Annotated in this window: 20 protein-coding genes; 18 read left to right on the top strand and 2 right to left on the bottom strand. The window is 72.8% G+C overall.

Annotated features, from left to right (window positions below; genetic code table 11):
- The first annotated feature begins 83 nt into the window (after positions 1-83).
- The 10 genes from KME75_RS00430 (at position 84) to KME75_RS00385 (ending at position 10700) form a co-directional block, all read left to right on the top strand.
- Entirely contained in the window at positions 84-1094 is a 1011-nt protein-coding gene (locus KME75_RS00430) for a LysR family transcriptional regulator (protein ID WP_219412463.1), read from the top strand.
- On the top strand, positions 1087-2022 hold the full coding sequence (locus KME75_RS00425) for a LysR family transcriptional regulator (protein ID WP_219412462.1): 936 nt from the start codon (positions 1087-1089) through the stop codon (positions 2020-2022). The genes KME75_RS00430 and KME75_RS00425 overlap by 8 nt, the downstream gene beginning before the upstream one ends.
- 127 nt (positions 2023-2149) lie before the next feature.
- Entirely contained in the window at positions 2150-3310 is a 1161-nt protein-coding gene (locus KME75_RS00420; RefSeq protein WP_219412461.1) for a CaiB/BaiF CoA transferase family protein, read from the top strand.
- 31 nt (positions 3311-3341) lie between these two features.
- Positions 3342-4331 carry a Bug family tripartite tricarboxylate transporter substrate binding protein gene (locus tag KME75_RS00415; RefSeq protein WP_219412460.1) on the top strand — a complete coding sequence of 330 codons (990 nt, stop codon included), beginning with the start codon at positions 3342-3344 and terminating at the stop codon, positions 4329-4331.
- Entirely contained in the window at positions 4328-4831 is a 504-nt protein-coding gene (locus tag KME75_RS00410) for a tripartite tricarboxylate transporter TctB family protein (protein WP_219412459.1), read from the top strand. The genes KME75_RS00415 and KME75_RS00410 overlap by 4 nt, the downstream gene beginning before the upstream one ends.
- Positions 4832-4843: 12 nt before the next feature.
- Positions 4844-6394: a tripartite tricarboxylate transporter permease gene (locus KME75_RS00405; protein WP_219412458.1), complete on the top strand. Its 1551-nt coding sequence runs from the start codon at positions 4844-4846 to the stop codon at positions 6392-6394.
- Positions 6391-7707, top strand: coding sequence for an alkyl sulfatase dimerization domain-containing protein (locus KME75_RS00400; protein ID WP_219412456.1), 1317 nt, complete (start codon positions 6391-6393; stop codon positions 7705-7707). Before KME75_RS00405 ends, KME75_RS00400 begins: the two co-directional genes overlap by 4 nt.
- On the top strand, positions 7704-8819 hold the full coding sequence (locus KME75_RS00395) for an acyl-CoA dehydrogenase family protein (RefSeq protein ID WP_219412455.1): 1116 nt from the start codon (positions 7704-7706) through the stop codon (positions 8817-8819). The genes KME75_RS00400 and KME75_RS00395 overlap by 4 nt, the downstream gene beginning before the upstream one ends.
- Positions 8812-9972, top strand: coding sequence for an acyl-CoA dehydrogenase family protein (locus tag KME75_RS00390; protein ID WP_219412453.1), 1161 nt, complete (start codon positions 8812-8814; stop codon positions 9970-9972). The genes KME75_RS00395 and KME75_RS00390 overlap by 8 nt, the downstream gene beginning before the upstream one ends.
- Positions 9969-10700 (top strand): enoyl-CoA hydratase/isomerase family protein, encoded by a 732-nt coding sequence (locus tag KME75_RS00385; protein WP_219412451.1) that lies wholly within the window; start codon positions 9969-9971, stop codon positions 10698-10700. Before KME75_RS00390 ends, KME75_RS00385 begins: the two co-directional genes overlap by 4 nt.
- A 31-nt stretch (positions 10701-10731) precedes the next feature.
- Here the strand turns inward: KME75_RS00385 and KME75_RS00380 are convergent, their stop codons facing one another.
- Positions 10732-12669, bottom strand: coding sequence for a serine/threonine-protein kinase (locus KME75_RS00380; protein ID WP_219412449.1), 1938 nt, complete (start codon positions 12667-12669; stop codon positions 10732-10734).
- Between the two features lie 240 nt (positions 12670-12909).
- On the opposite strand from KME75_RS00380, the gene KME75_RS00375 reads away from it, so the two are divergent.
- The 3 genes from KME75_RS00375 to betT are packed head-to-tail and all read left to right on the top strand — an operon-like array spanning position 12910 to position 18154.
- On the top strand, positions 12910-14415 hold the full coding sequence (locus tag KME75_RS00375; RefSeq protein WP_219412447.1) for an aldehyde dehydrogenase family protein: 1506 nt from the start codon (positions 12910-12912) through the stop codon (positions 14413-14415).
- A complete protein-coding gene (betA, locus tag KME75_RS00370; RefSeq protein WP_219412445.1) occupies positions 14412-16115 on the top strand; it encodes a choline dehydrogenase in 1704 nt (567 codons plus the stop codon). Before KME75_RS00375 ends, betA begins: the two co-directional genes overlap by 4 nt.
- A complete protein-coding gene (betT, locus tag KME75_RS00365) occupies positions 16112-18154 on the top strand; it encodes a choline BCCT transporter BetT (protein ID WP_308282468.1) in 2043 nt (680 codons plus the stop codon). Before betA ends, betT begins: the two co-directional genes overlap by 4 nt.
- Positions 18155-18208: 54 nt before the next feature.
- Here the strand turns inward: betT and KME75_RS00360 are convergent, their stop codons facing one another.
- Complete coding sequence (locus KME75_RS00360) at positions 18209-19036, bottom strand: TetR/AcrR family transcriptional regulator (protein WP_308282467.1); 828 nt, start codon at positions 19034-19036, stop codon at positions 18209-18211.
- 154 nt (positions 19037-19190) lie between these two features.
- Here KME75_RS00360 and KME75_RS00355 point away from each other — a divergent pair, with 154 nt between their 5' ends.
- The 5 genes from KME75_RS00355 to KME75_RS00335 all read left to right on the top strand — a co-directional run bounded on the left by KME75_RS00355 (position 19191) and on the right by KME75_RS00335 (position 25846).
- Positions 19191-20099: an SDR family NAD(P)-dependent oxidoreductase gene (locus KME75_RS00355; RefSeq protein ID WP_308282466.1), complete on the top strand. Its 909-nt coding sequence runs from the start codon at positions 19191-19193 to the stop codon at positions 20097-20099.
- Positions 20096-22165: an acetate--CoA ligase family protein gene (locus KME75_RS00350; RefSeq protein WP_219412439.1), complete on the top strand. Its 2070-nt coding sequence runs from the start codon at positions 20096-20098 to the stop codon at positions 22163-22165. The genes KME75_RS00355 and KME75_RS00350 overlap by 4 nt, the downstream gene beginning before the upstream one ends.
- Before the next feature lie 21 nt (positions 22166-22186).
- The gene (locus KME75_RS00345) at positions 22187-23383 is read left to right on the top strand and encodes an acyl-CoA dehydrogenase family protein (protein WP_219412437.1); all 1197 of its coding nucleotides are present in this window, start codon (positions 22187-22189) and stop codon (positions 23381-23383) included.
- Entirely contained in the window at positions 23380-24123 is a 744-nt protein-coding gene (locus tag KME75_RS00340) for an enoyl-CoA hydratase/isomerase family protein (protein WP_219412435.1), read from the top strand. Before KME75_RS00345 ends, KME75_RS00340 begins: the two co-directional genes overlap by 4 nt.
- A gap of 61 nt (positions 24124-24184) precedes the next feature.
- Positions 24185-25846, top strand: a complete 1662-nt coding sequence (locus KME75_RS00335; protein ID WP_219412433.1) for a BCCT family transporter — start codon at positions 24185-24187, stop codon at positions 25844-25846.
- The last annotated feature ends 105 nt before the right edge of the window (positions 25847-25951 follow it).

Below are 25951 nucleotides of genomic sequence, written 5' to 3'. Positions count from 1 at the left end.
GCCGGCGGCAGTGGTGAGCCGGGCGTGTCCGCTTCCGAAGTTCACGCTGACGGGTGAAGATCAGTTCACCATCCCACGGACCGATGCGGTGCGGGCAGGCAACCCGTGACCGTGGGTGTCGCAGGAGGTGGCGCAGCGCCGAGCGGCCGCTGTGGAACGATGACCGCGGCCCACATCACGTCCGGGAGCGCGCCACGAACCGCCGTCAGCTCGAATACTTCCTGGCCGTCGCGGAGCACGGCAGCCTCTCGCGGGCTGCCCGGCTGACCAAGGTCGCGCAGCCGTCGCTGTCCCAGGCGATCGCCGGGCTGGAGCAGTCGGTCGGCATGCAGCTTTTCCGGCGCACACCGAGCGGTGTGGAGCTGACCAGCGCCGGGGAGGCCCTGCTCGGGCCGGCCACCCAGGTGATCCGGAGCTTCGGTGCGGCCACCGCAGCACTCGACGCGCTGCGGGGCATGACGTCGGGGAAGCTGCAGCTCGTCAGCCCGCCCACCCTCGCGCAGGATCCGCTCGCCCGACTCCTCGGCGCCTACCGGCTGGCCCACCCCGGGATCTTCATCACCGTCCGGCGGCCACGCCGGGGTGCAGGGTCCGTCGAACAGGTCCTGGACGGTCAGGCCGAGATCGCTCTGACGGTGGAGGGTGCGGAGCCTCGCGGCCTGGTCGCGGAGCCCTTTCTGGAGCAGGTGCTCAACGCGATCCTGCCCGAGGACAGCCCGGTGGGCGACGACCCGACGATCGAGGAGATCCTCGCCGCCGGGCTGGTCGTGACGCCGCGTGGCGGGCTCACGCGCGGCATCCTCGAGGCGCACGTCGGCGAGGAGCGGGTCCGCGACGCGGTCGCGGTCGAGACCGACCATCAGGGCTCGCTCATCCCGCTCGCGCTCGCGGGGGCCGGCGCGTCGTTCGTGCCCGAGTCGCAGGCCGTCGAGGCCACTGCGCTCGGGGTGCGTGCGGTGCGGACGCGGCCGCTGCTGACGCGCCGCCTCGTCCTCGCCTACCGGGACGGGTGGCTCTCGCCTGCCGGAACGGCCTTCCTCGAACTGGCCCGCCGGGCCTGCGCCGAGGCATCGACGGGTGATCACGATGGTTGACCCGCCCGCCCACGCCAGAGGTCTCGGCGATCCGCGGATCGAACGCCGGCACCTGGAGTACTTCATCGCGGTCAGCGAGTGCGGGGGGTTCAAAGCCGCCGGGGAGCGGCTCTTCGTGGCCGCGTCCGGGATCGCGCAGGGGATCCGCCAGCTCGAGCACTACCTGGGGGTGACCCTGTTCGAGCGGTCGCGGCTCGGGTCGCGGCTCACCCCGGAGGGCCGCGCCGTCGTCGGTCCGGCCCACCGCGCCCTGCGGGCGTTCGATCTGGTGGTCGCCGCGGCCTCGGAGGTTGCCGGGCTGTCGACGGGAACGCTCGACACCATCTCCACCCCCTCGCTCGCCCAGGAGCCGCTGTCGACGCTGATCGGCGTGTTCCGTCGCCGGCACCCCGGGGTGCGCGTGCGGCTCACGGCGCCGGCCGCGCAGTTCGTCTCCGAGATCACGGCGTCGATCGTCGAGGGGGAGAACGAGATCGGCGTCACCGAACACCCGGGTGGCGCCGTCGACGGCATCCGGATCACCCCCATGTACACGGGCGAGATCTGGGCGGTGTGCCCGCCGGGCACGACGGGGATGGCCGAGCGGATCCCGCGGTCCCGGCTCGTCGAGCTCGGCATCATCGTCGCCCCGTACTGGGAGAGCTCGGACCTCTACCGGCAGCTCCGGGCGACGTGCCCGGAGATCGACGACGCCATCGTCATACGCACCGAGCACCGCGACTCGTTCATCTCGCTCGCGATGGCCGGGGCGGGTGCCGTCCTCACGGACACCGTACAGGCCCGCCGCGCCGCGATGCGCGGCGCAATCGTCGCGCGGCTCGACCCGCCGCTGACCCGGGACGTCGTCGTGGTCTGCCGCGACTCCCACCTCTCGCCCGCAGCGGCGGCGTTCCTCGAGCTGTGCCGGGACTCCGGCTCGTTGGAGTAGCCGCGGGCTCGACCTATAGGCGACCCCTATGGCAAGGACCGTTGACAGCTGTTTGACCGGAGATGTCGCGTGGGCTGGACTTGCGGCGTCCCACGACGGGCCATTGCGACGGAGAGGTCGTCCATCGGTGTCAGCGCAGACAGCCGGGCCACTGGCCGGCGTGAGGGTGATCGAGTTCGGGCAGTACATCGCCGTTCCCGGCGCCGCCCAGATCCTCGCCGACCAGGGCGCCACGGTGATCAAGTTGGAGCCCCCGTCCGGCGAACCCAGCCGGGCCCTGCCCGGCTACGGCTTGGCGATGTTCCAGGCCTACAACCGCGGCAAGCGGATGGTCACGATCGACCTCAAGACCGCGGCCGGGCGCGCGGCCGCCGAGGCGCTCGTCCTGGACGCGGACGTCGTGCTGAGCAACCTGCGGCCGGGTGCGATGCAGGCGTACGGCCTCGGGGCGCGCGAGCTGCGGGCGGCCCGCCCGGAGCTGATCTGCGTGGAGCTCACCGGCTTCGGAGACTCCGACGGCACGGTGCGCCGCCCCGGTCTCGACATCGCCGCCCAGGCGGAGTCCGGGATCATGTGGGTCACCGGCCCGGCGGGGGACGAGCCGCAGCGCGTGGGGTTCCCGGTCGTCGACGCGGCCTCCGCCGCCGTGATCGCCCAGGCCGTCACCGCCGCCCTCGTCGGGCGGGGGCGCACCGGCGAGGGCGCCGAGATCCGGGTGAGCCTGCTCGACGTCGCCATCTCGCTCCAGGCCCCGAACTGGATGGAGTACGCCCTCACCGGCGTGCCGCCCCGCCGCAAGGGCAACGGCCAGCCCGGCGCCGCCCCGGCGGCCGACGTCATCGCCGTCGCCGACGGCTACGTGGTGATCTCGGCGTACACGCCGGCCCACTGGAAGGTGCTCTGCGAGCTGATCGGCCGCCCGGACCTCGTGGCCGACCCGCGGTTCGCGACCTCCCCGGCGCGGGTGGCGAACCGGGCCGCGATGCACGAGGTCCTGAGCGGGACGCTGTCGGGCCGGACCAAGGCGGAGTGCGTGGACATGCTGGTCGGCGCGGGCCTCGTGGCCGGCTCGATCAAGACCTATCCCGAGGTGCTCGCCGACCGGCAGGCGCAGCCGCACGGCATCTTCGTCGCCGCGCCGCCCGCGACCGGCGAGGGACAGCCGGACTGGTTCGTCGGGCCGCCCGCCCGCTGGGACGGCCTCCGCCCCGCGATCGAGCGCCCGCGGGACGCCGGGGCCGACAACCACATCCTCCGCGACCACCCGCAGCCCACCCCCGCCCGCTGACGCGGCACGCCACCCGAGGAAGGACGCCCTCATGCGTTGCTCACCGACCGTTCGCCGGAGGTACGGCGCGGGCCTCGCCGCGCTGGCCCTGTCCACCGTGCTCGCCTCGTGCGCCGCCCCCGGCGGGTCCGCGGAGGACTACCCGACCCGGCCCGTCGACGTCATCGTCCCCTACCCGGCGGGCGGCGGTTCCGACGCGCTGGCCCGCGCGCTGGTCGACAGCGTCAACGCCACCGACGTGCTGGCCGAGGAGCTCCGCGTCGTCAACCGCGGGGGAGGCGGTGGCGTCGTCGGGGTCAGCGAGATCCTGTCCGCCCGGCCCGACGGCTACACCATCGGGTTCGCGCCGGAGGGCCCGATCACGCTCAGCCCGGCCGTCGAGGACGTGCCCTACGACCCGCTCGCGCTGACGCCGATCATGCAGATCACCGAGGGGGCCATCCTCGTCGCCGTCCCGGCGAGCTCGCCGTTCCGGACGGCCGACGACCTCGTGGAGGCGGCCCGGAGCGCCCCGGGGACCGTCGGCCTGGGGGAGGGGCCGCTGTCGTACGCGCTCACGGCGACGCTGCTCGAGCGGGCCGCGGGGGTGCAGTTCAACCGGATCGACTTCGAGGGGGACGCCGCGGCGACGACGGCCCTGCTCGGCGACAACGTCGACGCGGCGCTCACGCAGACCGCCGCCGTGTTTCCCCAGGTGCAGGCCGGAAGCGTGCGGGTGCTCGCCGCGACGGGGGCGGAGCGTTCGCCGTTCTTCCCGGACGTGCCCACCCTCTCCGAAGCCGGGTACGACGTCGCGTCGGGCGGGATCTACGCGATGTTCGGTCCCGAGGGCATCCCGGACGACGTCGTGCAGAAGCTGACGACCGCGGTGGAGCAGGCGCTCGAGTCGCCCGAGCTGGCGAAGGTCGCCGAGGCGTCGGGCCTGGGCATCGACCCGGCGGGCGCGCTGGAGCTCATGACCTACTACGAGCGGCGCTCGGCCGAGGTGCGGAAGGTCGTCGAGGAAGCGGGCGGGCTGTGACCACCGGGGTCGCGGCGACCGAGCGGGGGCGGATGGCCGGTGCGGCGACGCCGGCCGCGGTGGCGGGGGCCGGTGCGGCCTACGCCGTCCACAGCCTCGGCTACGGGCTGGGCTCGATCACCGCGCCGGACGCCGGGTTCGTCCCGTTCCTCGCCGGCTGCCTCCTCGCCGGGTCGGGCGCCGTCGTGGCGGTCGGCGCGTACCGCCGGGCCCGACCGGTCCCCGTGGCCCCGGCGGACGAACCGGCGGCCGTCGCCGCACCGCGGCTGCGGCCCGTGCCGACGCTCGCCGCCGTCGTCGGGCTGCTGGCCATCGTGCTGTGGCAGACGAACGTCGTCGGGCTGCTCCCGGCCACCGCCGTCCTGGTCGGCGCCGCCGCGTACCTCATGCGGATCCGGATCCCGGGCGCGGTGTGCACCGGGGTGGCGTTCTACTTCGCCGCCTTCCTGGTCTTCGAGTACTGGCTCGGGATCCCGCTCCCGCACGGATACCTGCCGTGAGGAGGGGCCGCGATGCTCGCTGACCTGCTCGCCGGCTTCGGCCAGTTCCTGACCGTCGAGTACCTCCTGCTGGCCGTGACCGGTGTGGTGCTGGGCAGCCTCGTCGGGGTGCTGCCGGGCCTCGGCCCGATCGGGGCGATGTCGATCCTGCTGGGCATCTCCACCCAGATCGGCGTGGTCGGGTCGCTGATCCTGTTCGCCGGGATCTACTACGGCGCGGCCTACGGCGGCTCGACCACGGCCATCCTGCTGAAGCTGCCGGGGGAGTCCGCGTCGGTCATGACCGTGCTCGACGGGCACGCGATGACCAGGAAGGGCCGGGCCGGGGCGGCCCTCAGCATCGCCGCGGTCGGGTCGTTCGTCGCGGGAACGATCAGCATCGTCGGGCTGATGCTGCTGGCCCCCACGCTCGGCGCGGCCGCGGTGCAGCTCGGCCCGCCGGAGTACCTGGCGCTCACCGTCGCCGGGCTCGGCCTGCTGGTCGCGCTCAACCCCGGGCAGCTCGCCCGGTCCGTGCTGATGGTCGCGCTGGGCATGGCGATCGCGCTGGTCGGGATCGACCCGCTCACGGCCACGTCGCGCTTCACCTTCGGGCTGCCCGAGCTGAGCGGCGGGATCAGCTTCATCGCCCTCGCGATGGGCCTGTTCGGCGTGGCGGAGGTCCTCGACCAGCTCACGCGCCCACGCCGCGTCGAGAAGGTCAGCGCACCCCGGCTGCGTGAGCTCGTCCCGACCCGGGCCGAGGCGCGCCGCGCCCTGCCGGCCGCCCTGCGCGGTGCGGGCATCGGGTTCTTCCTCGGGCTCGTCCCGGGGCCGGCCGCGGTGACCTCGACGTTCGCGTCGTACATGACCGAGCGCAAGCTCTCCAGGCGCAAGGAGGAGTTCGGGCACGGCGCGGTGGAGGGGGTGGCCGGCCCGGAGTCGGCCAACAACGCCGCGGCAGGCGCCGCGTTCGTCCCGCTCATGGCCCTCGGGATCCCGTTCGCGCCGACGATGGCGCTCATCCTGTCGGCCCTCCTGCTGAACGGCATCGTGCCCGGGCCGACGTTCATCGCCGACGAGCCGGACGTGTTCTGGACCGTCATCGCCGCGATGTACGTCGCCAACGTCATGCTGCTGCTGCTCAACCTCCCGATGGTCGGCCTGTTCACCCGCCTGCTCTCGGTGCCGCCCGGCATCCTCATGTCGGTCGTGCTCGGCCTGTGCACCGTGGGCGTCTACGCCGAGAACAACAGCCTGTTCGACGTCGGCGTCATGTTCGCGGCCGGGCTGGTCGGGCTCGCCCTGAAGCGGGCGGACCTCAACCCGGCCCCGCTCGTGCTGGCGGTCGTGCTGACGCCCACGCTCGAGTCGTCCCTGCGCCAGACCCTGACGTTCTCCGCGGCGGACCCCTACTACGTGCTCGGCAGGCCGGTGGTGGACGCGCTGGTCGGCGCGGTCGTCGTCGCCCTCGTGGTGCGCGCGCACCTGCGCCGCAGGGCCCGCCGTGCCCCGGCGCCGCCCGAGGAACCGGCCCCACCCGCCGAGCCGCTGCACCCCACGACGACGAGGAAGTCCCGATGACCCGATCCCTGCTGGACCTGGCCGACGACGTCTGGACCGGGAAGGCGCCGCTGAACGAGATCCGCCGCTACGGGCCCGGCCACCTGGAGGAGGTCGCGGGCGGCGTCGCGATGATCCCCGGCTTCGGGCACGCGTTCGCGATCGCGGCGCACGAGTCGCTCGTGCTGTTCGACACCGGGTCGCGCAGCGGGGCCGAGGCGCTGTTCCGGGCGATCCGATCCTGGGACACCTCGCCGGTGAGCCACGCGATCTACTCCCACGGGCACCTGGACCACGTGGGCGGGGTCGGCCCGTTCGACGCCGAGGCCGACCGCGCCGGCAGGCCACGGCCGCTGGTGATCGCCCACGAGCGCGTGCTGCCCCGGTTCGACCGGTACGAGCGCACCCGGGGCTACAACAGGCTGATCAACCAGCGGCAGTTCCGCAACGGGGCGATCGCCTGGCCCGAGTCCTACCGCCGCCCCGACGTGACCTACACCGACACCCACCTGCTGGAGACCGGCGGGATGCGGTTGCACCTGCGGCACGAGCTCGGCGAGACCGACGACCACACCGTCGGCTTCCTGTCCGAGTCCCGGATCCTGTTCCCCGGCGACCTGTTCATCTGGGTCTCGCCGAACGCGGGCAACCCGCAGAAGGTGCAGCGCTACCCCGTGGAGTGGGCGGCGGCGCTGCGCCGGATGGCGGAGCTGGACGCCGAGCTGATGCTCGGCAGCCACGGCGTGCCGATCCGGGGGGCCGACCGGGTCCGGGAGGCACTCACCTGCACCGCCGCGTACCTCGAGACGATCGTCGACCAGACACTCGCGATCATGAACGGCGGCGGCACCGTCCTCGATGCCGTCCACGAGGTGAGGGTGCCCGACGAGCTCGCCGCGAAGCCCTACCTGCAGCCCGTCTACGACGAGCCCCAGTTCGTCGTGCGCAACGTGTGGCGCATGTACGGCGGCTGGTACGACGGCAACCCGGCGAACCTGAAGCCCGCCCCGCAGGGGGCGCTCGCCACGGAGATCGCCGCGCTGTGCGGCGGCCCGGGCCGGCTGGCCGAGCGGGCGGCCGCGCTGGCGGAGGAGGGCGACCTGCGGCTGGCGGCGCACCTCTCCCAGCTCGCCGTGCAGGCCGCCCCCGCCGACGGCGGCGTGCACGCGGTCCGGGCGCGGGTGTTTTCCGACCTCGTCGCGCGCGAACGCAGCACGATGGCGCGGGGCATCTACGGGTGGGCGGTCGCCGAGTCGACAGGCGTGGTCGAGGGCAGGCCGACACTCGAGCAGGTCGAGACGCTGGCGGGCGGCGCGCCACGGGTGTCGCTGTGAGCACGGCCGCCGCCACGCTCGCCGCCGAGGAACAGGAGATGTTCCGCGACTCGCTGCGCGGCCTGTTCGCCCGGACGGCCTCGGCCGCGCACACCCGGGACCTGATCGAGGGCCGCGGCGGTGATCCGCAGGGCACCTGGACCGCGATCGACCGGATGCTCGGCCTGCGCGCCCTCCCGGTGCCGGAGGACCGGGGTGGCCAGGGCTTCGGCTGGTCCGGGCCCGGGATCGCCGTCGAGGAGCTGGGTCGCACCCTGTACCCCGTGCCGTATGTGGCCGAGTGCGTCGCCACGCGGCTGCTGACGAGGTGCGACGCCGACGCGGCAGGGCAGATCCTGGACTCCGTCGTCGCCGGGCGGACGACGGTCGCGGCCGCGCTCGGGCCACCGGACCGGCCGGGCCCGGTGGTGGCCGGCCGCGGCGCCGGATGGTCGGTCTCGGGCCGGACCACGCCGGCGGTCGGCGTCGCCGAGGCGGACGTCGTCCTCGTGGCGGCCGAGATCGACGGGGAGCCGCACGTCCTCGCGGTCGCGACCGCGGACGCGGAGGTGACGGTGGTCCCGACCCTCGACCTGACCCGCCCGCTCGCCACCGTCGACCTCGACCGGACCCCGGCGCGGCTCCTCACGGACGGGTGCGCGCGCCGCCCGATCGAGGACGCGTACGCGTTCGGCGGGGTCGCCCTCGCGCTGGAAGCGGCCGGCGGGGCGTCCCGGTGCCTCGAGCTCGCGGTCGAGCACGTCACGGGCCGGGAGCAGTTCGGCGTCGTGGTGGGATCACTGCAGGCGGTGAAGCACCTGTGCGCCGACCTGGTGCGGGAGCTGGAACCGGTGCGCTCGGCGGCGTACGGGGCGCTCGCCCACGCCGACGCCGGCAGCCACGAGGAGTTCGTCGAGGCGGCGAGCATCGCGAAGCTGGTGGCCGACCGGATGTATCCGCGGGTCGCCGTCGAGTGCATCCAGCTGCACGGCGCCATGGGCTTCGCCTGGGAGCACGAGGTGAACCTCCACTACAAGCGGGCGGTGACCAACCGCGCGCTCTTCGGGGAGAGCGGGTACCACAAGATGATCATCAGTGAGCGGGTGCGGCAGTTGGCGGCCGGCCATGGCTGATCTACAGGACCTCGCAGAGCTGCGCGCCGAGGTGCGGGACCGGTTGCGCGAGCACGCGGCGCACGCCCCGCCGGCGACGGGCGCCCACGAGCCCATGGACTACGAGACCGGACCCGAGCTGAGGTCCTGGATCGAGCGCCTGCGCGCGGGGCGCTGGCTCTGCCTGTCGTGGCCGACCCGGTTCGGCGGGCGCGGGCTCGACGCCTTCGCGTGCATGGCCGTCAACGAGGAGTTCGCGAGGGCGGGGGTGCCGCGACCGGCGCTCGGCATGGGCGAGACGTTGCTCGCCCCGGCGATCCTGCAGCACGGGACCGAGGAGCAGCAGGAGCGCCTGCTGCCCCGGATCCTCGCCGGCGACGACGTGTACTGCCAGGGCTTCTCCGAGCCGGAGGCCGGGTCGGACCTGGCTCGGCTGCGCACCCGCGGTGTCGTGGACGGCGACCGGGTGCGGATCACCGGGGAGAAGATCTGGCAGTCCGGCGCGCACAACGCCAACCGGGTGTTCCTGCTGTGCCGCACCGACCCGGACGCGCCGCGGCACCGCGGCATCTCCTACGTCGTCCTCGACATGGCGGCGGGTGGTGTCCGGGTCGAACCGATCCGGATGATGACCGGCGACCACGGCTTCAACCATCTGCTGTTCGACGACGCGGTCGCGTCCCTCGACGACGTCATCGGCGGGCTGAACAACGGCTGGAAGGTCGCGATGACGACGCTCGGCGCCGAGCGCGCCGGGCACATCACCTCGCAGTACCTCGGCTACGAGCGCGAGCTCACGGACCTGGTCCGGCGGCTCGCGCAGCTCGACCGGCTCGACGCGTCCGCGACCGAGCGCATGGTCGACGTGTACGCGCAGGTGCAGCTCATGCGGTTCACCGGCCGCCGCGTCGCGGACGAGATGGCCGCCGGGCGCAGCGCCCAGGTCCTCCAGGCCATCGACAAGATCAATTGGTCGGAACTGCACCTGGAGATGGGCCTGCTGGCGGCGGAGCTGCTCGGGGTCGACGGGATCACCCGGCCCGCCGAGGACGGCTACCGGCTGACCCCGCTGCAGCGGGTTCTGCTGGAGAGCCCGGGACGGCGGATCGCCCGCGGCTCGAACCAGATCCAGCGCACGATCATCGCCGAGCGCGTGCTGGGGCTGCCGCGATGAGCGCCGCAACAGTCCTCGTCGAACGCCACGGACCTCGCGCGGACGTGATCCTCAACCGACCCCGGCGGCGCAACGCGATCATCCGGGAGACGATCGGGAGGTTGCAGACCGCGTTCGCGGAGCTCGAGCACGATCCGGGCGTCGCAGCGATCGTCGTCCGGGGTGCGGGGGGATGCTTCTGCTCCGGACTCGACCTCGCCGAGCCCGACCTGCCCGCCGTCGGCGCCGCCTGGGCGGACCTGCACCTCCGGATCCACGCGATGACGACGCCGACGGTCGCGGCCCTCGAGCGCGCCGCGATCAACGCCGGCGCGGCGCTCGCGCTGGCCTGCGACCTGCTCGTCGCGGGCGAGACGGCGATCCTGCAGGTGAAGGAGGCCGCGATGGGGATGACGCCACCAGTCAACCTGGCATGGATGGCCACGAAGTACCCCATGGCGCTCGCCCTCCGGCTGACGCTGGGATGCGAGCCGATGGACGCGGCGCAGCTGGTGACAGCGGGCATCGCGATGCGATCCGTCCCCGACGACGACGTCGTGATCGAGGCCCAGCGGCTGGCGGACGCGATCGCTCGCTACCCGAACCGCGCCGCCCGAGCCGTCAAACGCGATGTCTCAGCCGCGTATCGAGGGGGATTCGCAGCAGTATCGGCGACGATCCGATCAGGGACCTGTCCGGCCGGGGGCACGCCGGGCGAGATAGGACCGGAAGAAGCGTTCCGTGGTTGAACCTCCTGACCGATGAGTCCGCCGACGCCTGTCAGGTCGGGAGGGGGAGCTTGGTCGCGGCCGCGGTGGCGAGAGCCGTCGCGGTCCGGCACAGGTCGTCCGGCGATCCGCTGCCGTAGTGCGTCAACGCGACGGTCTCGACGCGGTCCGTGCCGCCGGCGGCGTACCTCCGCTGGACGAACTGGACCAGGCAGTGCCCCGCCCCGGCTCTGACGGTTCCGGGGCGGCCGGCGAAGTCCGCTGCGACGCCGTCGTCCGGAACGAGGGGAGGGCGCCGCATGTACCACAGGTGGATGTCGAGACGGGGCGCCGTGTTCGTGCTCCAGATGCATCCCCAGCCCGCGAAGCGCGGCCGCCCGGGCGACAGGCCGGGGATTCCCGCCAGGTCCGGCGCGGCGAGCAGGGTGCACGCCTCGATGCCGGCCAGCGGACTGGCGGCGTCGAGCCGGGCGCGGACACCCAGCCCTCCTTCGGTCAGTCGGTCGACCACGGTGACCATGCCGCTCTCGGCGATGGCGCAGAGGGCGCCCGTGTCCGCGGCGGGGTCATGGGCGGTGGCCGTGAGCAGCACGCCGTTGCCATCGGCCAGCAGCACCCGCCGTTGACAGAGGCTTCCGCCGTGCGGGAACCGGAGGACGGTGAAACCCCGCATCTGCCCCTCGGTGCCGTCGGTCGCCAGCACGACCTCCTGCGCGTTCTCGAACATGGCGGCCACGCTCACCCTGCTGCCGCCCGGGCGGACGATGTCGATCCGGCAGCCGGCGAAGGTCGCGTTGTGCCGGTCGAGCGCGGTCGAGCCGTACTCCGCCAGCGCATCCGGGTCCATGAGTGAGCACGGGTCGGCGATCTCCGGGTCGGCGATGGCGACGGTCCCACCGTTGGCCGCCGGTGCGCCGGTGGCGGCCGCGCCGGACGCGGGCCGGGCGGAACCGGGCGGGTCCGGCGTGAACGCGGCGATCGTGACCGCCACGGCGGCGGCGGCCATGGTGAGGACGCCGACCACGGCCACGGCCATCCGCCGGCGTCGGGGAACCGGCGCAGTGACCAGGGTGTCGACGGGCGCCGTGGGCGCGGCGGGCCCGACGACGGTGGCCGCGGCGGATGTGCGGGTGTCGGACAGGCGGTCGAGCTCGAGGTGGGCCTGCGCCGCGGTCGGGCGGGCGTCCGGGTCGTCGGCCATGAGCCGGCGCAACAGGTCGGTCAGCGGTCCGGCGCGACGTGGCGGCGGCACGTCGCCGCGGGCGATCCGGCTGAGCAGGCCCAGGACGTTGTCGTCGCCGCTGCCGAACGGCGGGTGGCCCTCCATCGCGGTGTACAGGGTGGCGCCCAGCGCGTACACGTCGCTGCGCGGATCCGTGCCCTGACCGCGCGCCGTCTCGGGCGCGAAGTAGGCGGGGGTGCCGGTCAGCAGGTGCGACGCGGTGATCGTCGGGGCGTCGGCGATGTGTGCGATGCCGAAGTCGGTGAGCTTCACCAGGGGCACCCGCTCGCCCGGTCGGCGGGTTCTCGACCGGTCGATGAGGACGTTGTCGGGCTTGACGTCACGGTGCACGATCCCGGCCTCGTGCGCGGCGGCCAACGCCCCGGCCACCTGGGCCCCGATGGCCGCGACCTCGGCGGGTGGCAACGGGCCGCGTTCGTCGAGCACGCCACCGAGGCTGCGGGAGTCGACGAACTCCAGGATCAACCACGGTTCGTCGTCCTCGACCACGACATCGAAGATCGACACGACGTGCGGGTGGTGCAGCGCGGCGGCGATCCGCGCCTCGCGCATCGTGCGCTCGCGGGCTGCTGCCACCTGGGCGGGCGGCAGGTCGCCCAGTCGCACCCGTTTGATCGCCACCTCCCGGCCGAGGAGCTCGTCCGTGGCTCGCCAGACCGTCCCCATGCCGCCGGCGCCCACCAGCTGCCGTGGCCGGTACCGGCCGGCGACGAGATCGGCCGGAGGATCCTCCCGGACCCCACCCATGATGATCTCTCCCCCCCAGGACGACCTGCACGGAGGATAGGCGAGGCGCCGGATGCTTCCCCGGGCCGAAGTGGATGTCCCACGCCCCCCGCGTCGAGCGGCGGGTTCTCCCGTCTTCCGCCACACTCGTCGCACGCCTTCGGCCCCTTGACGCGGCGGAGGCGCCACGCGATTGTGTTGCACTGCACGCAGGCATGTGCGCTACACGCAACACTGTGCCTGCACGAACGAAAGGCAGCGATGCCCGAGCTCTTCATCGATGGAACCTGGCGGGACGCGGGCGACGGCGGGAGCCGCGAGATCCGGTGCCCCGCGGACGGCAGCGTCGTCGCCGCCGTCTCGGAAGGGACGGCCGAGGACGCGCTGGCGGCGGTGCGCGCCGCCCGCCGCGCGTTCGACCACGGACCGTGGCGGGACACCAGCGCGCTGGAGCGCGCGCAGATCCTGCACCGGGTCGCCGATCTCCTCGAGGCGGAGAAGTCCGAGGTCGCCCGCCGCGAGTCCCTCGACACCGGCAAGCGGCTCGTCGAGTCCGAGATCGACGTCGACGACATCGTCGGCGTGTTCCGGCACTACGCGGGCCTGGCCAACGCCGACTCCGGGCGCGTCGTGGACCCGGGCATGCCGAACGTCTCGAGCCGGATCGTCCACGAGCCCGTGGGCGTCTGCGCGCTGATCACCCCGTGGAACTATCCGCTGCTGCAGACCTCCTGGAAGGTCGCTCCGGCGCTGGCGGCGGGGAACACCTTCGTCCTCAAGCCCAGCGAGCTCACCCCGTCCACGTCGATCTGGCTGATGAACGCGCTCACCGAGGCCGGCGTGCCCGCCGGCGTCGCGAACCTCGTCCTCGGCTCCGGTGCGCGGGTCGGTGCCCCGCTCACCGAGGCACCCGAGGTCGACCTGGTCTCGTTCACCGGGGGCCTGGAGACCGGTCGGAAGATCATGGCCGCCGCGTCGGCCACCGTGAAGAAGGTGGCCCTCGAGCTCGGCGGCAAGAACCCCAACATCGTGTTCGCCGACGCGGACCTCGACGTCGCACTCGACTACGCGCTGACCGCGGTCTTCCTCGACTCCGGCCAGGTGTGCTCGGGCGGCGCCCGACTCATCGTCGAGGAGTCGATCCACGACGATTTCGTCGACGAGCTGGTCCGGCGCGCGGAGAAGATCCGTGTCGGCGGGCCCTTCGACTCCGGCGCCGAGACCGGGCCGCTGATCAGCGCCGAGCACCGCGAGAAGGTGGAGTCCTACGTCGCGGCCGGGCTCGCCGAAGGCGCGACCCTGCGCGTCGGTGGCCGTCGCCCCGACGACCCGGAGCTGGACAAGGGCTTCTTCTACCTGCCGACGATCCTCGACGACTGCACGGCGGACATGAGCGTGGTGCAGGAGGAGTCGTTCGGTCCGGTACTCACCGTGGAGACGTTCGGCGGGTCGTCGCCCGACGAGTTCGAGGACCGCGCCGTGGAGATCGCCAACCACACCATCTACGGGCTCGCGGGCGCGGTGTGGACGGAGAACGCCGGCCGTGCCGAGCGCGTGGCACGCCGACTGCGGCACGGCACGATCTGGATCAACGACTACCACCCCTACGTGCCGCAGGCGGAGTGGGGCGGCTACAAGCAGTCGGGGATCGGCCGGGAGCTCGGCCTGGCCGGGCTCAACGAGTACCGCGAGACCAAGCACATCTGGCACAACACGAAGCCGGCCGCGCAGTACTGGTTCGGCGAGCCGGCCGGGGAGGGCGCATGAAGGGCTACGACTTCGTCATCGTCGGCGGCGGGTCCGCCGGGTGCGCCCTGGCCAACCGCCTGAGCGCCGACCCGTCCACGACCGTCCTCGTCCTCGAGGCGGGGCGCAGCGACTTCCGGATCGACCCGTTCATCCACATGCCGGCCGCGTTGCCCTATCCCATCGGCAACCGGCTCTACGACTGGAAGTACGAGTCCGAGCCGGAACCGTTCATGAACGGTCGCCGCGTCTACCACGCCCGCGGCAAGGTGCTCGGCGGGTCCAGCAGCATCAACGGGATGATCTTCCAGCGCGGCAATCCCCTCGACTACGAGCGCTGGGCCGGCGACAAGGGGATGGAGCAGTGGGACTACGCCCACTGCCTGCCCTACTTCAAGCGCATGGAGACCTGCCTGGCGGGCGCCGACGCCTGGCGCGGGGGTTCCGGTCCGCTCGTCCTGGAGCGCGGGCCCGCGACCAACCCGTTGTTCGGCGCGTTCTTCGAGGCCGTGCAGCAGGCCGGGCACCGGCTGACCGACGACGTGAACGGCTACCGCCAGGAGGGGTTCGCGCCGTTCGACCGCAACGTCCACCGCGGCCGGCGGCTGAGTGCGGCCCGTGCGTACCTGCACCCGGTGATCAAGCGACCGAACCTCACCGTGCACACGCTCTCCCAGGTGACGGGCCTACGGATGCGCGGCAACCGGGCCGTCGGGGTCGACTACCTGCGCGGTGGCCGGTTCGCGCGCAGCGTCGCCGCCGGTGAGGTGATCCTGTGCGGCGGCGCGATCAACTCCCCGCAGCTGCTCCAGCTGGCCGGGATCGGGAACGCGCAGGAGCTCCAGGCGCTCGGGATCACGAGCGTCGTCGACCTGCCCGGGGTGGGGGAGAACCTGCAGGACCACCTCGAGGTCTACATCCAGCACGCCAGCAAGCAGCCGGTGTCGATCGCCCCGTGGCTCAAGCACCGGCACAAGCCCCGTATCGGCGCCGAGTGGCTCTTCCTCCGCCGCGGCGTCGGGGCCTCCAACCACTTCGAGGCGGGTGGGTTCATCCGCAGCAACGACTCGGTCGCCTATCCGAACCTGATGTTCCACTTCCTGCCGATCGCGATCCGGTACGACGGGTCGCGGCCGGCGAGCGAGCACGGCTACCAGGTCCACATCGGACCGATGTACTCCGACGTGCGCGGCACCCTGAAGATCAAGTCGGCCGACCCGTTCGAGCACCCCGCGCTCCGGTTCAACTACCTGTCCACCGAGAACGACCGCCGGGAGTGGATCGAGATGATCCGCGCCGCGCGCACGATCCTCGAACAGCCCGCCTTCGCGCCGTTCAGCGCCGGTGAGATCTCGCCGGGGCCGTTGGTGGAGACGGACGAGGAGATCCTGGACTGGGTGGCCCGCGACGCGGAGACCGCACTGCACCCGTCGTGCACCGCGAAGATGGGCACCGACGACATGAGCGTCGTCGATCCCGCCACGATGCGGGTGCACGGCGTGGAGGGCCTGCGCGTCGTCGACGCGTCCGTGATGCCCTACGTCACCAACGGCAACATCTACGCGCCCGTGATGATGATCGCCGAGAAGGCCGCCGACCTGATCGCGGGCAACGAGCCGCTCCCCGCCCTCGACGTTCCCTTCTACCGCCACGGCGAGGGCATGCCGCCCTACCCGCCGGGCGACCCGCGGAACACGATCACCACTGGAGGGACATCGTGAGCGAGCCTGCGGCCCCCGCGACCGGCACCGGCACCGAACCACGTGCCCGGATCAAGCGGCCCGTCTTCTACGGCTCGGCGGTCGGCGTCGTGGTCGTCGCCGTCTGGGCGATCGCAGCCCCGACCGCGGCCGCGGACGCGATCGGCACGCTGGTCGGCTGGACGTCGGAGTGGTTCGGCTGGTTCTACATCCTCTTCGCGACGGTGGTGCTCGTCTTCGTCGTGCTGCTCGCGTTCTCCCGGTACGGCAACATCAAGCTCGGGCCCGATCACTCGAGGCCGGAGTACAGCACGTTCGCGTGGGCCTCCATGCTCTTCGCCGCGGGCATCGGCACGGACCTGATGTTCTTCGCGGTCGCGGAACCGGTGACGCAGTACCTCGCCCCGCCCGTCGGTCCGGGGGAGACGGTGGAGGCCGCGCGGGAAGCGACGGTGTGGACGCTGTTCCACTACGGCGTCAGCGGCTGGGGCATGTACGCGCTGATGGGGATGACGCTCGCGTACTTCTCCTACCGCATGAACCTGCCGCTGGCGATCCGGTCGGCGCTCTACCCGATCGTCGGCAAGCGCGTGCACGGTGGGCTGGGGCATGCGGTCGACCTCGCCGCGGTGCTCGGCACGATCTTCGGTGTCGCCACCTCGCTGGGCATCGGCGTCGTCCAGCTGAGCTTCGGTCTCGAGGTGCTGTTCGGGATCCCCGCGGGGAGGGGCTCGCAGATCGGGCTGATCGCGCTGGCGGTGGTGATCGCGACGCTGTCCGCGGTGAGCGGAATCGACCGGGGCATCAAGCGGCTCTCGCAGCTCAACGTCCTGCTGGCCATCGGGCTGGCCGCGTTCGTCCTCGTCGCCGGGAACACCGTGTTCCTGCTCAACGGGCTGGTGCTCAACATCGGCGACTACGTCAGCGGCTTCGCCGACATGACGTTGCAGACGTTCGCCTTCGACCGCCCCGTGGAGTGGCTCAACGGCTGGACGCTGTTCTTCTGGGCGTGGTGGATCGCCTGGGCGTCCTTCGTCGGGCTCTTCCTCGCCCGCATCTCGCGCGGGCGCACGATCCGGCAGTTCGTCGCCGGCACGATGATCATCCCGTTCTCCTACATCCTCATGTGGATCTCGATCTTCGGCAACAGCGCGATCGAGCGGGTGCGCAGCGGCGACGCGGCGTTCGGCGAGCTCGCGATGAACACCCCCGAGCAGGGCTTCTACACGCTGCTGATGGAGTATCCGGCGTTCCCGCTCGTCGCCTCGATCGCGACCTTCGTGGGGCTGCTGTTCTACGTGACGTCGGCCGACTCCGGTGCGCTGGTCATGGCGAACCTGTCCTCGCACCTGCGGACGCCGCAGGACGACGGCGGCAGCGGGGTGCGCATCTTCTGGGGCGTCGCCACCGGCCTGCTCACGGCCGCGATGCTCATCGTGGGCGGCGTACCCGCGCTCCAGAACGCCACCATCATCATGGGACTGCCGTTCGGGTTCGTGATGGTGCTGGTGATGGTCGGCCTGTACAAGGCGCTCCGCGTGGAGGCCCACCGCGCGGAGAGCCACCGGCAGAGCCTGCCGGGCCGGCTGTCGAGCCGCACCGCGGGTAGCGGCGACCAGCACCGGGCCCTGAACTGGCGCACACGCCTCAACCGGGCGATGGCGGTGCCCGACAAGGCGTCGGCAGAGCAGTACCTCGACGAGGTCGCCCTGCCCGCGCTCCAGGAGGTGGCGACGGAGCTCCACACCCGCGGCGTCGAGGCGGACGCGCGGAAGACGACCGACGACCACGGTGAGACCTACACCGAGCTCGTGGCGGATCTCCGCGGGGACCATCCCTTCCACTACCGCATCCGGCAGGAGGAGGCGCCGGTCCCGGTGTACGCGACCGACGGGCGACCCGGGGACACCACGTACTCCCGCCTGGAGGTGCACATGCGCGAGGGCGGCCAGGGCTACGACGTCATGGGCTACACGCACGCGCAGCTGATCGACGACGTCCTGGACCAGTACGAGCGGCACCTGGAGTTCCTGCGCCTGGGGGAGCGGCACACCTCCTGAGCGTCGGCCGGTAGCCGTCCCGTGTCGTGCGGGACGGCTACCGGCGGCCGTGCGCTATGCGTCGTCGACGAGCAGCTCGCAGGTGACGAAGTCGCGTAGCGCGGTTCGGACCGTGTCGATGGTGATGCCGGTGCCGGTGAGCAGCTGGATCGTCAGCCCGTCGGTGAGCGCGGTGAAGCGCAGGGCGACGGCGTCGGTGTCGACGTTGCGGAACACTCCCTGCCGCTGGCCCCGCCGGACGATGCGCGTGACCGTGTCACGCCACCGGGCATAGAAGTCGTTGTGGAACGGCCGCACGTCCGGGCGCAGCGCCGCCTCGGCCCAGAACTGCAGCCAGACCGACCATTCCTCGAGCAGCTGACCGGGCTTCGGCAGCTGGAGCTCGATCAGGAGAAGCAACCGCTCGTGGGCGTCGTCCACCTCGCGCAGACGGCTGCTCTGGCGGGCGAACGCCTGCTCCACCGAGTACCGCAGCGCGGCGTTGAGCAGGTCCTCCTTCGTCGGGAACCAGTAGTGGACGGCGGCGGTGCTCGTTCCGCACGCCTTCGCGATGTCGGCCACGCGGACGACGTGGTAGCCGTTGCGGGCGATGAGGCGCCAGGCGGCCTCCAGGATCTCGCCCCGACGGCCGTCGTCACCCTTCAGGCCGCTGGTCGCGACTAGCGGCGGGGCGCTTCTGTTCGTACCGCGCAGCAGCCAGTCCACGGTGGCGCCGCCCGCCTCGGCGATCCCCGCGATCTCCTCGTGGGTGAAGCGACGCGCGCCGTTGAGGGACTTGGAGAGCTTGGTCGGCTCCATGCCGAGTCGGTCGGCGAAATCGCGCTGGGTCATGCCCGAGCCGCGGATGACCTCGCGAACACGGTCCGTCAGGGTGGCGGCCACGGCGCCCACGGTAGGCGATCGATGCGATAATCGCAAGTCAAATTCCGTCGCCGTCACCCTATTGACGTGCTGACGGGCTCGAGCGCAGGATGTTGCGGACTCCCTACTGACCAGACAGTTGATGGCAACGAAGCCCGTACGGAAGGGGCTGTCCGTGCTCGAACCTTCTCTGCCGCTCCGAGCGGACGCACTGGCCGGCCGTACCGCGGTCGTGACCGGTGGTGGCTCCGGCATCGGCCGGGCGACCGCCGTCGACCTGGCCCGAGCCGGATGCCGCGTGGTCGTCGCGGGGCGCCGGCGGGACTGCCTCGACGAGACGGTCGCGCGCATCGAATGCGCGGGCGGGCGGGCGCTCGCCGTGACCGCGGACATCCGCGAGCCCGACCAGGTCACCGGTCTCGTCGACACCGCCCTGGACGCCTTCGGCCGCGTCGACGTGCTGGTGAACAACGCAGGCGGCCAGTTCTCCGCGCCCGCCGAGCAGATCAGCGTCAACGGCTGGCGGGCCGTGCACCGGCTGGCGGTCGAGGGGAGCTGGGCGGTCACCCGGGAGGTCGCGACCCGGTCGATGATCGCCAACCGGTCCGGGCTGGTCGTGTTCGTCGGGTTCTCCCCGCGCCGCGGCATCCCGGGCATGGCGCACGCCAGCGCCGCCCGGGCCGCACTGGAGAACCTCGCGTCGGGACTGGCCATCGAATGGGCCCGCTACGGCATCCGGTCGGTGTGCGTGGCGCCGGGGACCATCGCCACCGAGGGCCTGGAGATCAACTACACCGACGAGGAACGGCGCCGCTGGGAGTCGGCGGTACCGCTGGGCCGGCTGGGCCGGCCGGAGGACGTCGCCGCGCTCATCGCCTTCCTGGCCACCGACGCCGCCGCCTACATCACCGGTACGACCCTCGTGGTCGACGGGGGCGCCGACGCGTGGGGCGCCGGGCACCCGGCGCCCGCGCTGGAGGGAGCCGGGCTCGAGGGGGCCGGGCTCGAGGGGGCTGGGCTCGAGGGGGCTGGGCTCGAGGGGGCTGGGCTCGAGGGGGCTGGGCTCGAGGGGGCTGGGCGATGACCAGGAGTGACGCGCTGCGCGCGCTGTTCGATCCAGGGTCGGTCGCGATCGTCGGGGCCAGCGACGACGAGCGCAAGTACGGCAACTGGATCGCGGTCCAGGCGCTGACCATGGACCGACCGGTGCACCTGGTCAACCGGCGCGGGACGCCCGTGCTGGGCCGCCCGACGTACCGCTCCCTGGCCGAGCTTCCGGCGCCTGCCGAGCTGGTCGTCGTCGCGGTGCCGGCGGGCGGCTTCGAGGAGACGGTCACCGACGCCCTGGCCGCCGGGACGCGGGCGATCGTGGGCATCTCGGCGGGCTTCGCCGAGCTCGGGCCCGAGGGCCGGGCCCGCCAGGCCGCCCTCGTGGAACGGGTTCGCGCCGCCGGCGCGGTTCTGCTCGGCCCGAACTGCCTGGGCGTCTTCGACTCCACGTCCGGCCTGCGCCTGGCGTCCAACCCGCTGCCGGCAGGCGACGTCGCCCTCATCTCGCAGAGCGGCAACCTCGCACTGGAGCTGTCGGCGCTGCTGGAACCGTCGGGGCTGGGGTTCTCCCGGTTCGCCTCCCTGGGCAACCAGGCCGACCTGAGCCTGGCCGAGCTGGTCCGGGCCTGCGTCGCGCACGACGGCACGCGCGTCATCGCGGTCTACGCGGAGGACTTCGGGGACGGCCGCGGCTTCGCCCGCGCGGCGGCGGAGGCCACGGCCGCCGGCAAGCCCGTGGTGGTGCTCACCGTCGGGGCCGGCCAGGCCGCGGCGCGCAGCGCGTCCTCCCACACCGGTGCGCTGACCAGCGCCATGTCCGCGGTCGACGCGGCCTGCGTCGCCGCGGGCGTGGAGCGGGTGGCGACACCGCGGGAGATGGCGCACCTGATCGCCGGGCTGCGCCCGATGCGGTCCCCGCGCGGGCGGGCGGTGGCGGTGCTCGCCGACGGCGGCGGCCACGCGTCGATCGCGGGTGAGGTCGCGGAGGCGGCCGGGCTCGCCGTCCCGGAGTTCTCCCCGAGTCTGGCCGATGCCGTGAAGGCGGAGTTGACACCCTCGGCGGGCACCGCGAACCCGGTGGACCTGGCCGGGGCGGGCGAGCAGGACATCACGAGCTTCAGCCGGGTGCTGCGGCTGCTGGTGAAGGAGCCTGCGGTCGACCAGGTGCTGATGACCGGCTACTTCGGTGGGTACGGCGAGTACGGCCCGGAGATGGCCGAGCGGGAGATCGAGGTGGCCGCCGACATCACCCGGCTGGCCCAGGAGGCCGGGATGCCGGTCGTGGCACACACGATGCGGCCGGACAGCCGCGCCGCCCGGGTGCTGCGCGCAGGCGGCGTGCCGACGTTCGCCGCGGTGGAGGACGCCGCGGGCGTGCTGGCCCGGCTGGCCCGGCGGGCCGAGCGTCCGCCGCCGTACGTCCCCGACATTCCGCCGGCGCGGCACCGCGTCGACGGCGACGGCTACTGGGAGACCCGGGACCTGCTGACGGCGGCGGGCGTGCCCTTCCCGGCCGCACGCCGGGTGGCCACCCGGAAGGAGGCGCTGGCCGCCGCGGCCGAGATCGGCCGGCCGGTGGTGCTCAAGGCGCTCGGCCTGCTGCACAAGTCCGACGCGGGCGGCGTGGCGCTGGGACTCCGCGACCCGGCCGGGCTCGCGGCCGCGTTCGACGCCATGCACGCCCGCCTGGACGCGCCCGGATACGTCGTCGAGACGATGGCCCGGCTCGACCACGGCGTCGAGCTGATCGCCGGGGTGACCCGCGACCCGCGGTTCGGCCCGGTGGCCATGGTCGGGCTCGGCGGCGTCTTCACCGAGGTCCTGCGCGACGTCGCGTTCGGGCTGGCCCCGCTGCGGCCCGCCGACGCCGAACGGCTCCTGCGCGGCCTGCGGGGTGCGCCGTTGCTGACCGGCGCCCGTGGCCGCACCCCGGTGGACCTCGCGGCGGTGGCCCGCGTCGTCGCCGCCGTCAGCGAGGTCGCCGCCGCGCACCCGGAGATCGCGGAGCTGGAGGTCAACCCGGTTCTGGCCCTCCCGGACGGCGCGCTGGCCCTCGACGCGCGCTGTGTCCTCGCACCACCGAACCACGACACCCACTGACCGCTCGACCGAGGAGACGCAATGGATTTCGCCTACTCACCCCGGCTGCTGGAGCTCAAGCAGCGCGCGGCCGACCTCACGGCCAAGATCACGAAGTTCGAGGACGAGTGCGAGGCCGGGAACGGGCTCCCTGCGGAGTCGCTCGCCGTCATCCGCGACGAGGTGCTGGCCAGCGGCCTGCAGGCCGTCAACATGCCCGCCGAGTGGGGCGGTGCCGGCCTGAGCGTGCTCGAACAGGTCGTCGTGCAGGAGGAGCTCGGCAGGCTCACCAACGCCCTGTGGGACACGGTGTGGCGGCCCGCCAACGCGCTGCGCGCCTGCACGCCGCAGCAGCGGGAGCGCTACCTCGTCCCCGAGATCCAGGGCAGGCGCCGGGACGCCGTGGCGGTCACCGAGGCCGATGCCGGTTCCGATCCCCAGGGCATCGAGACCGTCGCCACCCCCGACGGGGACGGCTACCGCATCAACGGCGAGAAGTGGTTCGTGACCGTGGGCGACGCGGCCGACTTCCTGATCGTGCTGGCGCTCGTCCGGCCCGTGGACGCCGGAGGAGAAGGCGAGGGCGGCGCGCCCACCCTCTTCCTGGTCGACAAGGACCTGCCCGGCGTCGCGGTGAAGCGCGTGCCGCGCTACATGCACACGTTCGTCTACGAGCACCCCGAGTTCGTGTTCCAGGACGTGCGGGTGGGCGCCGACGCCGTGCTGGGCGAGGTCGGCGGCGGGTACGACCTGACGCGCGACTGGTTCACCGAGGAACGCCTCATGATCGGCGCCCGGACGATCGGCGCGGCCGAGCGGGCGCTGGCACTCGCCGCCGGCTGGGCCAAGAACCGTGTCCAGGGCGGGAAGCCCATCGCCGAACACCAGCTCATCCAGGGCATGCTCGCCGACTGCGCGGTGGACATCGCGGTCAACCGCGCGTACGTGCACCAGGTCGCGTGGGAGTTCGACGCGGGCGGGGACCGCAAGACCCTGCACGCCAAGGCCGCGCTGGCCAAGCTGTCGGCGTCCGAGGCGGCGGGCCGCGTGGTCGACCGGTGCGTGCAGATCTTCGGCGGCCGCGGCTACATGCGCGACTACCCGGTCGAGCGGCTCTACCGGGAGCTGCGGGTGGACCGGATCTGGGAGGGCACCTCGGAGATCCAGCGGCTGGTCGTCGCCAACGAGATCGTCAAGCGCGGGGTCGTCGACCTGCTGTCGTTCCGCACGGCGTCATGAGCACGACCGCGGACGCGGCGACCAGGGGCACCGTCGAGATCCGCCGCGACGGGGACGTCGCCGTCCTCACCCTGGCCCGGCCGGCGAAGCTGAACGCGCTGTCGACGTACCTGGAGAACGAGCTGCTCGGCGCGCTGCGTTCGGCGGAGGTGCGCGCAGCCCGCGCCGTGGTCGTCACCGGGGCGGGCCGCGCCTTCTCGGCGGGTGCCGACGTCACCGAGCTCCCCGCCATGACCCCGGAGGCCATCGACGCCTACTACCGCGGATCCGGAGCGGTCTACGAGGCGGTGGCCGACCTCCCGCAGCCCACGGTCGCGGCCGTCGCCGGCTACTGCCTCGGCGGCGGGTTCGAACTCGCGCTGGCCTGCGACCTGCGTGTGGCCGACCCGGGCGCGGTGTTCGGCCTGCCGGAGATCGGGCTGGGCATCCTGCCCGGCTCGGGCGGGGTGCACCGGCTGGTGCGGGCGGCCGGCCCGGCCCTGGCCCGCGACCTCATCCTGCGGGGCCGCCGGATGGAGGCCTCCGAGGCGTTCCGCCGCGGGCTGCTCACCGAGGTGACCGAGCCGGGGCGGCAGGTCGACCGCGCCGTGGAGATCGCCACCGAGCTGGCGGTCGCGCCTGCGCTCGCGGTGGCCACCGCCAAGCAGCTGATCGACGGCGCGGCCGAGGCGTCCCGGGAGACCGGCCTGCTGCTGGAGCGGCTCGCCTACGCAGCGCTCAACCGCACCGGCCCGACGTAGCCGAAGGAGGACCCCGAGCAAGGCCGCTCTCTTCCCCCCGACGCTTCAAGGAGCATGGACAATGGCATCCGACTTCGGCGACGCGGCCGGCAGGACCGGCATCGACAAGAAGGTCTTCTGGCCCTCGGTGCTGGTCGTGGTCGGCCTGACCGTGCCCATCCTGGTGGCCCCCGACGCGGCGAAGGTCGTGATCAGCGCCGTCATGTCGTTCGTCACCGGCAACTTCGGCTGGCTCTACCTCTGGTTCGCCATCGCCGTCTTCGGCGGGCTGGTCTGGCTGGCGTGCAGCCGACACGGCCGCATCAAGTTCGGGGACCGGCACACGAGACCCGACTTCTCCACCACGAGCTGGATCGCGATGATCTTCACCGCCGGGATCGGCGGCGGCATCATGCTGTGGGGCGTCATCGAGTGGGCCTACTACTACCAGGAGCCCCCGTTCGGCGCGGAGCCGAGGAGCGTCGAGGCGGCGCGCTGGGCGATGGCCTACCCGCTGTTCCACTGGGGCTTCACGGCGTGGGCGATCTACTGCCTGCCGGCGTTGGCCCTGTCCTACACCTACTACGTGCGCAAGCGGCCCACACTGCGCCTGAGCGAGGCGTGCCGCGGTGTGCTCGGCAGCCGCGTCGACGGGTGGCTGGGCCGGGTGATCGACGCCCTGTTCATCTTCGGCCTGATCGGGGCCGCCGGCACGTCGCTCGGGCTGGAGGTACCGATCATCTCCGCGGGTCTGACCCACCTCACGTCGCTTCCCGCCGGCCTGGGGATGGACGTGCTGATCACGGTCGCGTGGACGGCGCTGTTCGGGGCCAGCGTGTACCTCGGACTGCACAAGGGGCTGAAGGTCCTGGCCAACGTGAACATGTGGCTGGCAGGGGCGCTCGGCGTGTTCGTCCTCGTGGTCGGCCCGACCGTGTTCATCCTGGACGGGTTCACCGACAGCGTCGGCACCCTCGTGCAGAACTTCGTGCAGATGAGCCTCTCCATGGACCCGGTCGGCGGCTCCGGCTTCGAGGAGAGCTGGACGGTCTTCTACTGGGCCTGGTGGGTGGCGTATGCCCCGTTCGTGGGGCTGTTCACCGCCAAGATCTCCAAGGGCCGGACGGTGCGCGAGCTGATCGTCGCGATGTGCGTCGCGGGCAGCCTGGGGTGCTGGATCGCGTTCGCGATCCTCGGCGGCACGGCCATGCGCCTCGAGCTCGACGGGGTGGTGCCGATCACGCAGATCCTCGCGGGCGACGGCCAGGCCGCCGCGGTGGTGGCGGCGGTGTCGGCGCTGCCGCTCGGCACGCTCGCGCTGATCGTGTACCTGGTGCTCCTGGTCGTGTTCCTGGCCACGACCCTCGACTCGTCGGCCTACACGATGGCGGCCGTGGCGACCAGGCAGCTGCGGCCGCAGGACGAGCCGGCCCGGTGGCACCGGGTGCTCTGGGCGGTCGCACTGGCCGCCGTGTCGATCTCGTTGATGGCGGTCGGCGGCCTGGAACCGCTGCAGACCCTGTCCATCATCACCGCGCTTCCGCTGGTGTTCGTGCTCGCGATCGTCGCGCTGTCGTTCCTGCGCTGGATCCGGGAGCACCCCGTCGAGGCCGCCTCGCCCACCGGGATCAGCGAATGGGACCTGCTCGACGAGGACGGGCCGGCACCCGACGGCGCCCGAGAGCCCGCCCCCGACCCGGACGGCCGCCAGCACTCCCCGTGGCCCGATCGGCGTCCGGTCTGACGCACGTGTCGTAGCGGACGACCCACTGTGTGCAGGGGCTCGCCCCCACAAATAACTGAATCGTCAGCCGATGACGGAGACGACGAGGTCCACCGAGCCGAGGCG

This window comes from Pseudonocardia nigra (genome assembly GCF_019396355.1).
Lineage (GTDB): Bacteria > Actinomycetota > Actinomycetes > Mycobacteriales > Pseudonocardiaceae > Pseudonocardia > Pseudonocardia nigra.
The sequence above is the reverse complement of the archived record's forward strand: the minus strand, read 5'-3'. Positions and strand labels throughout refer to the sequence as shown.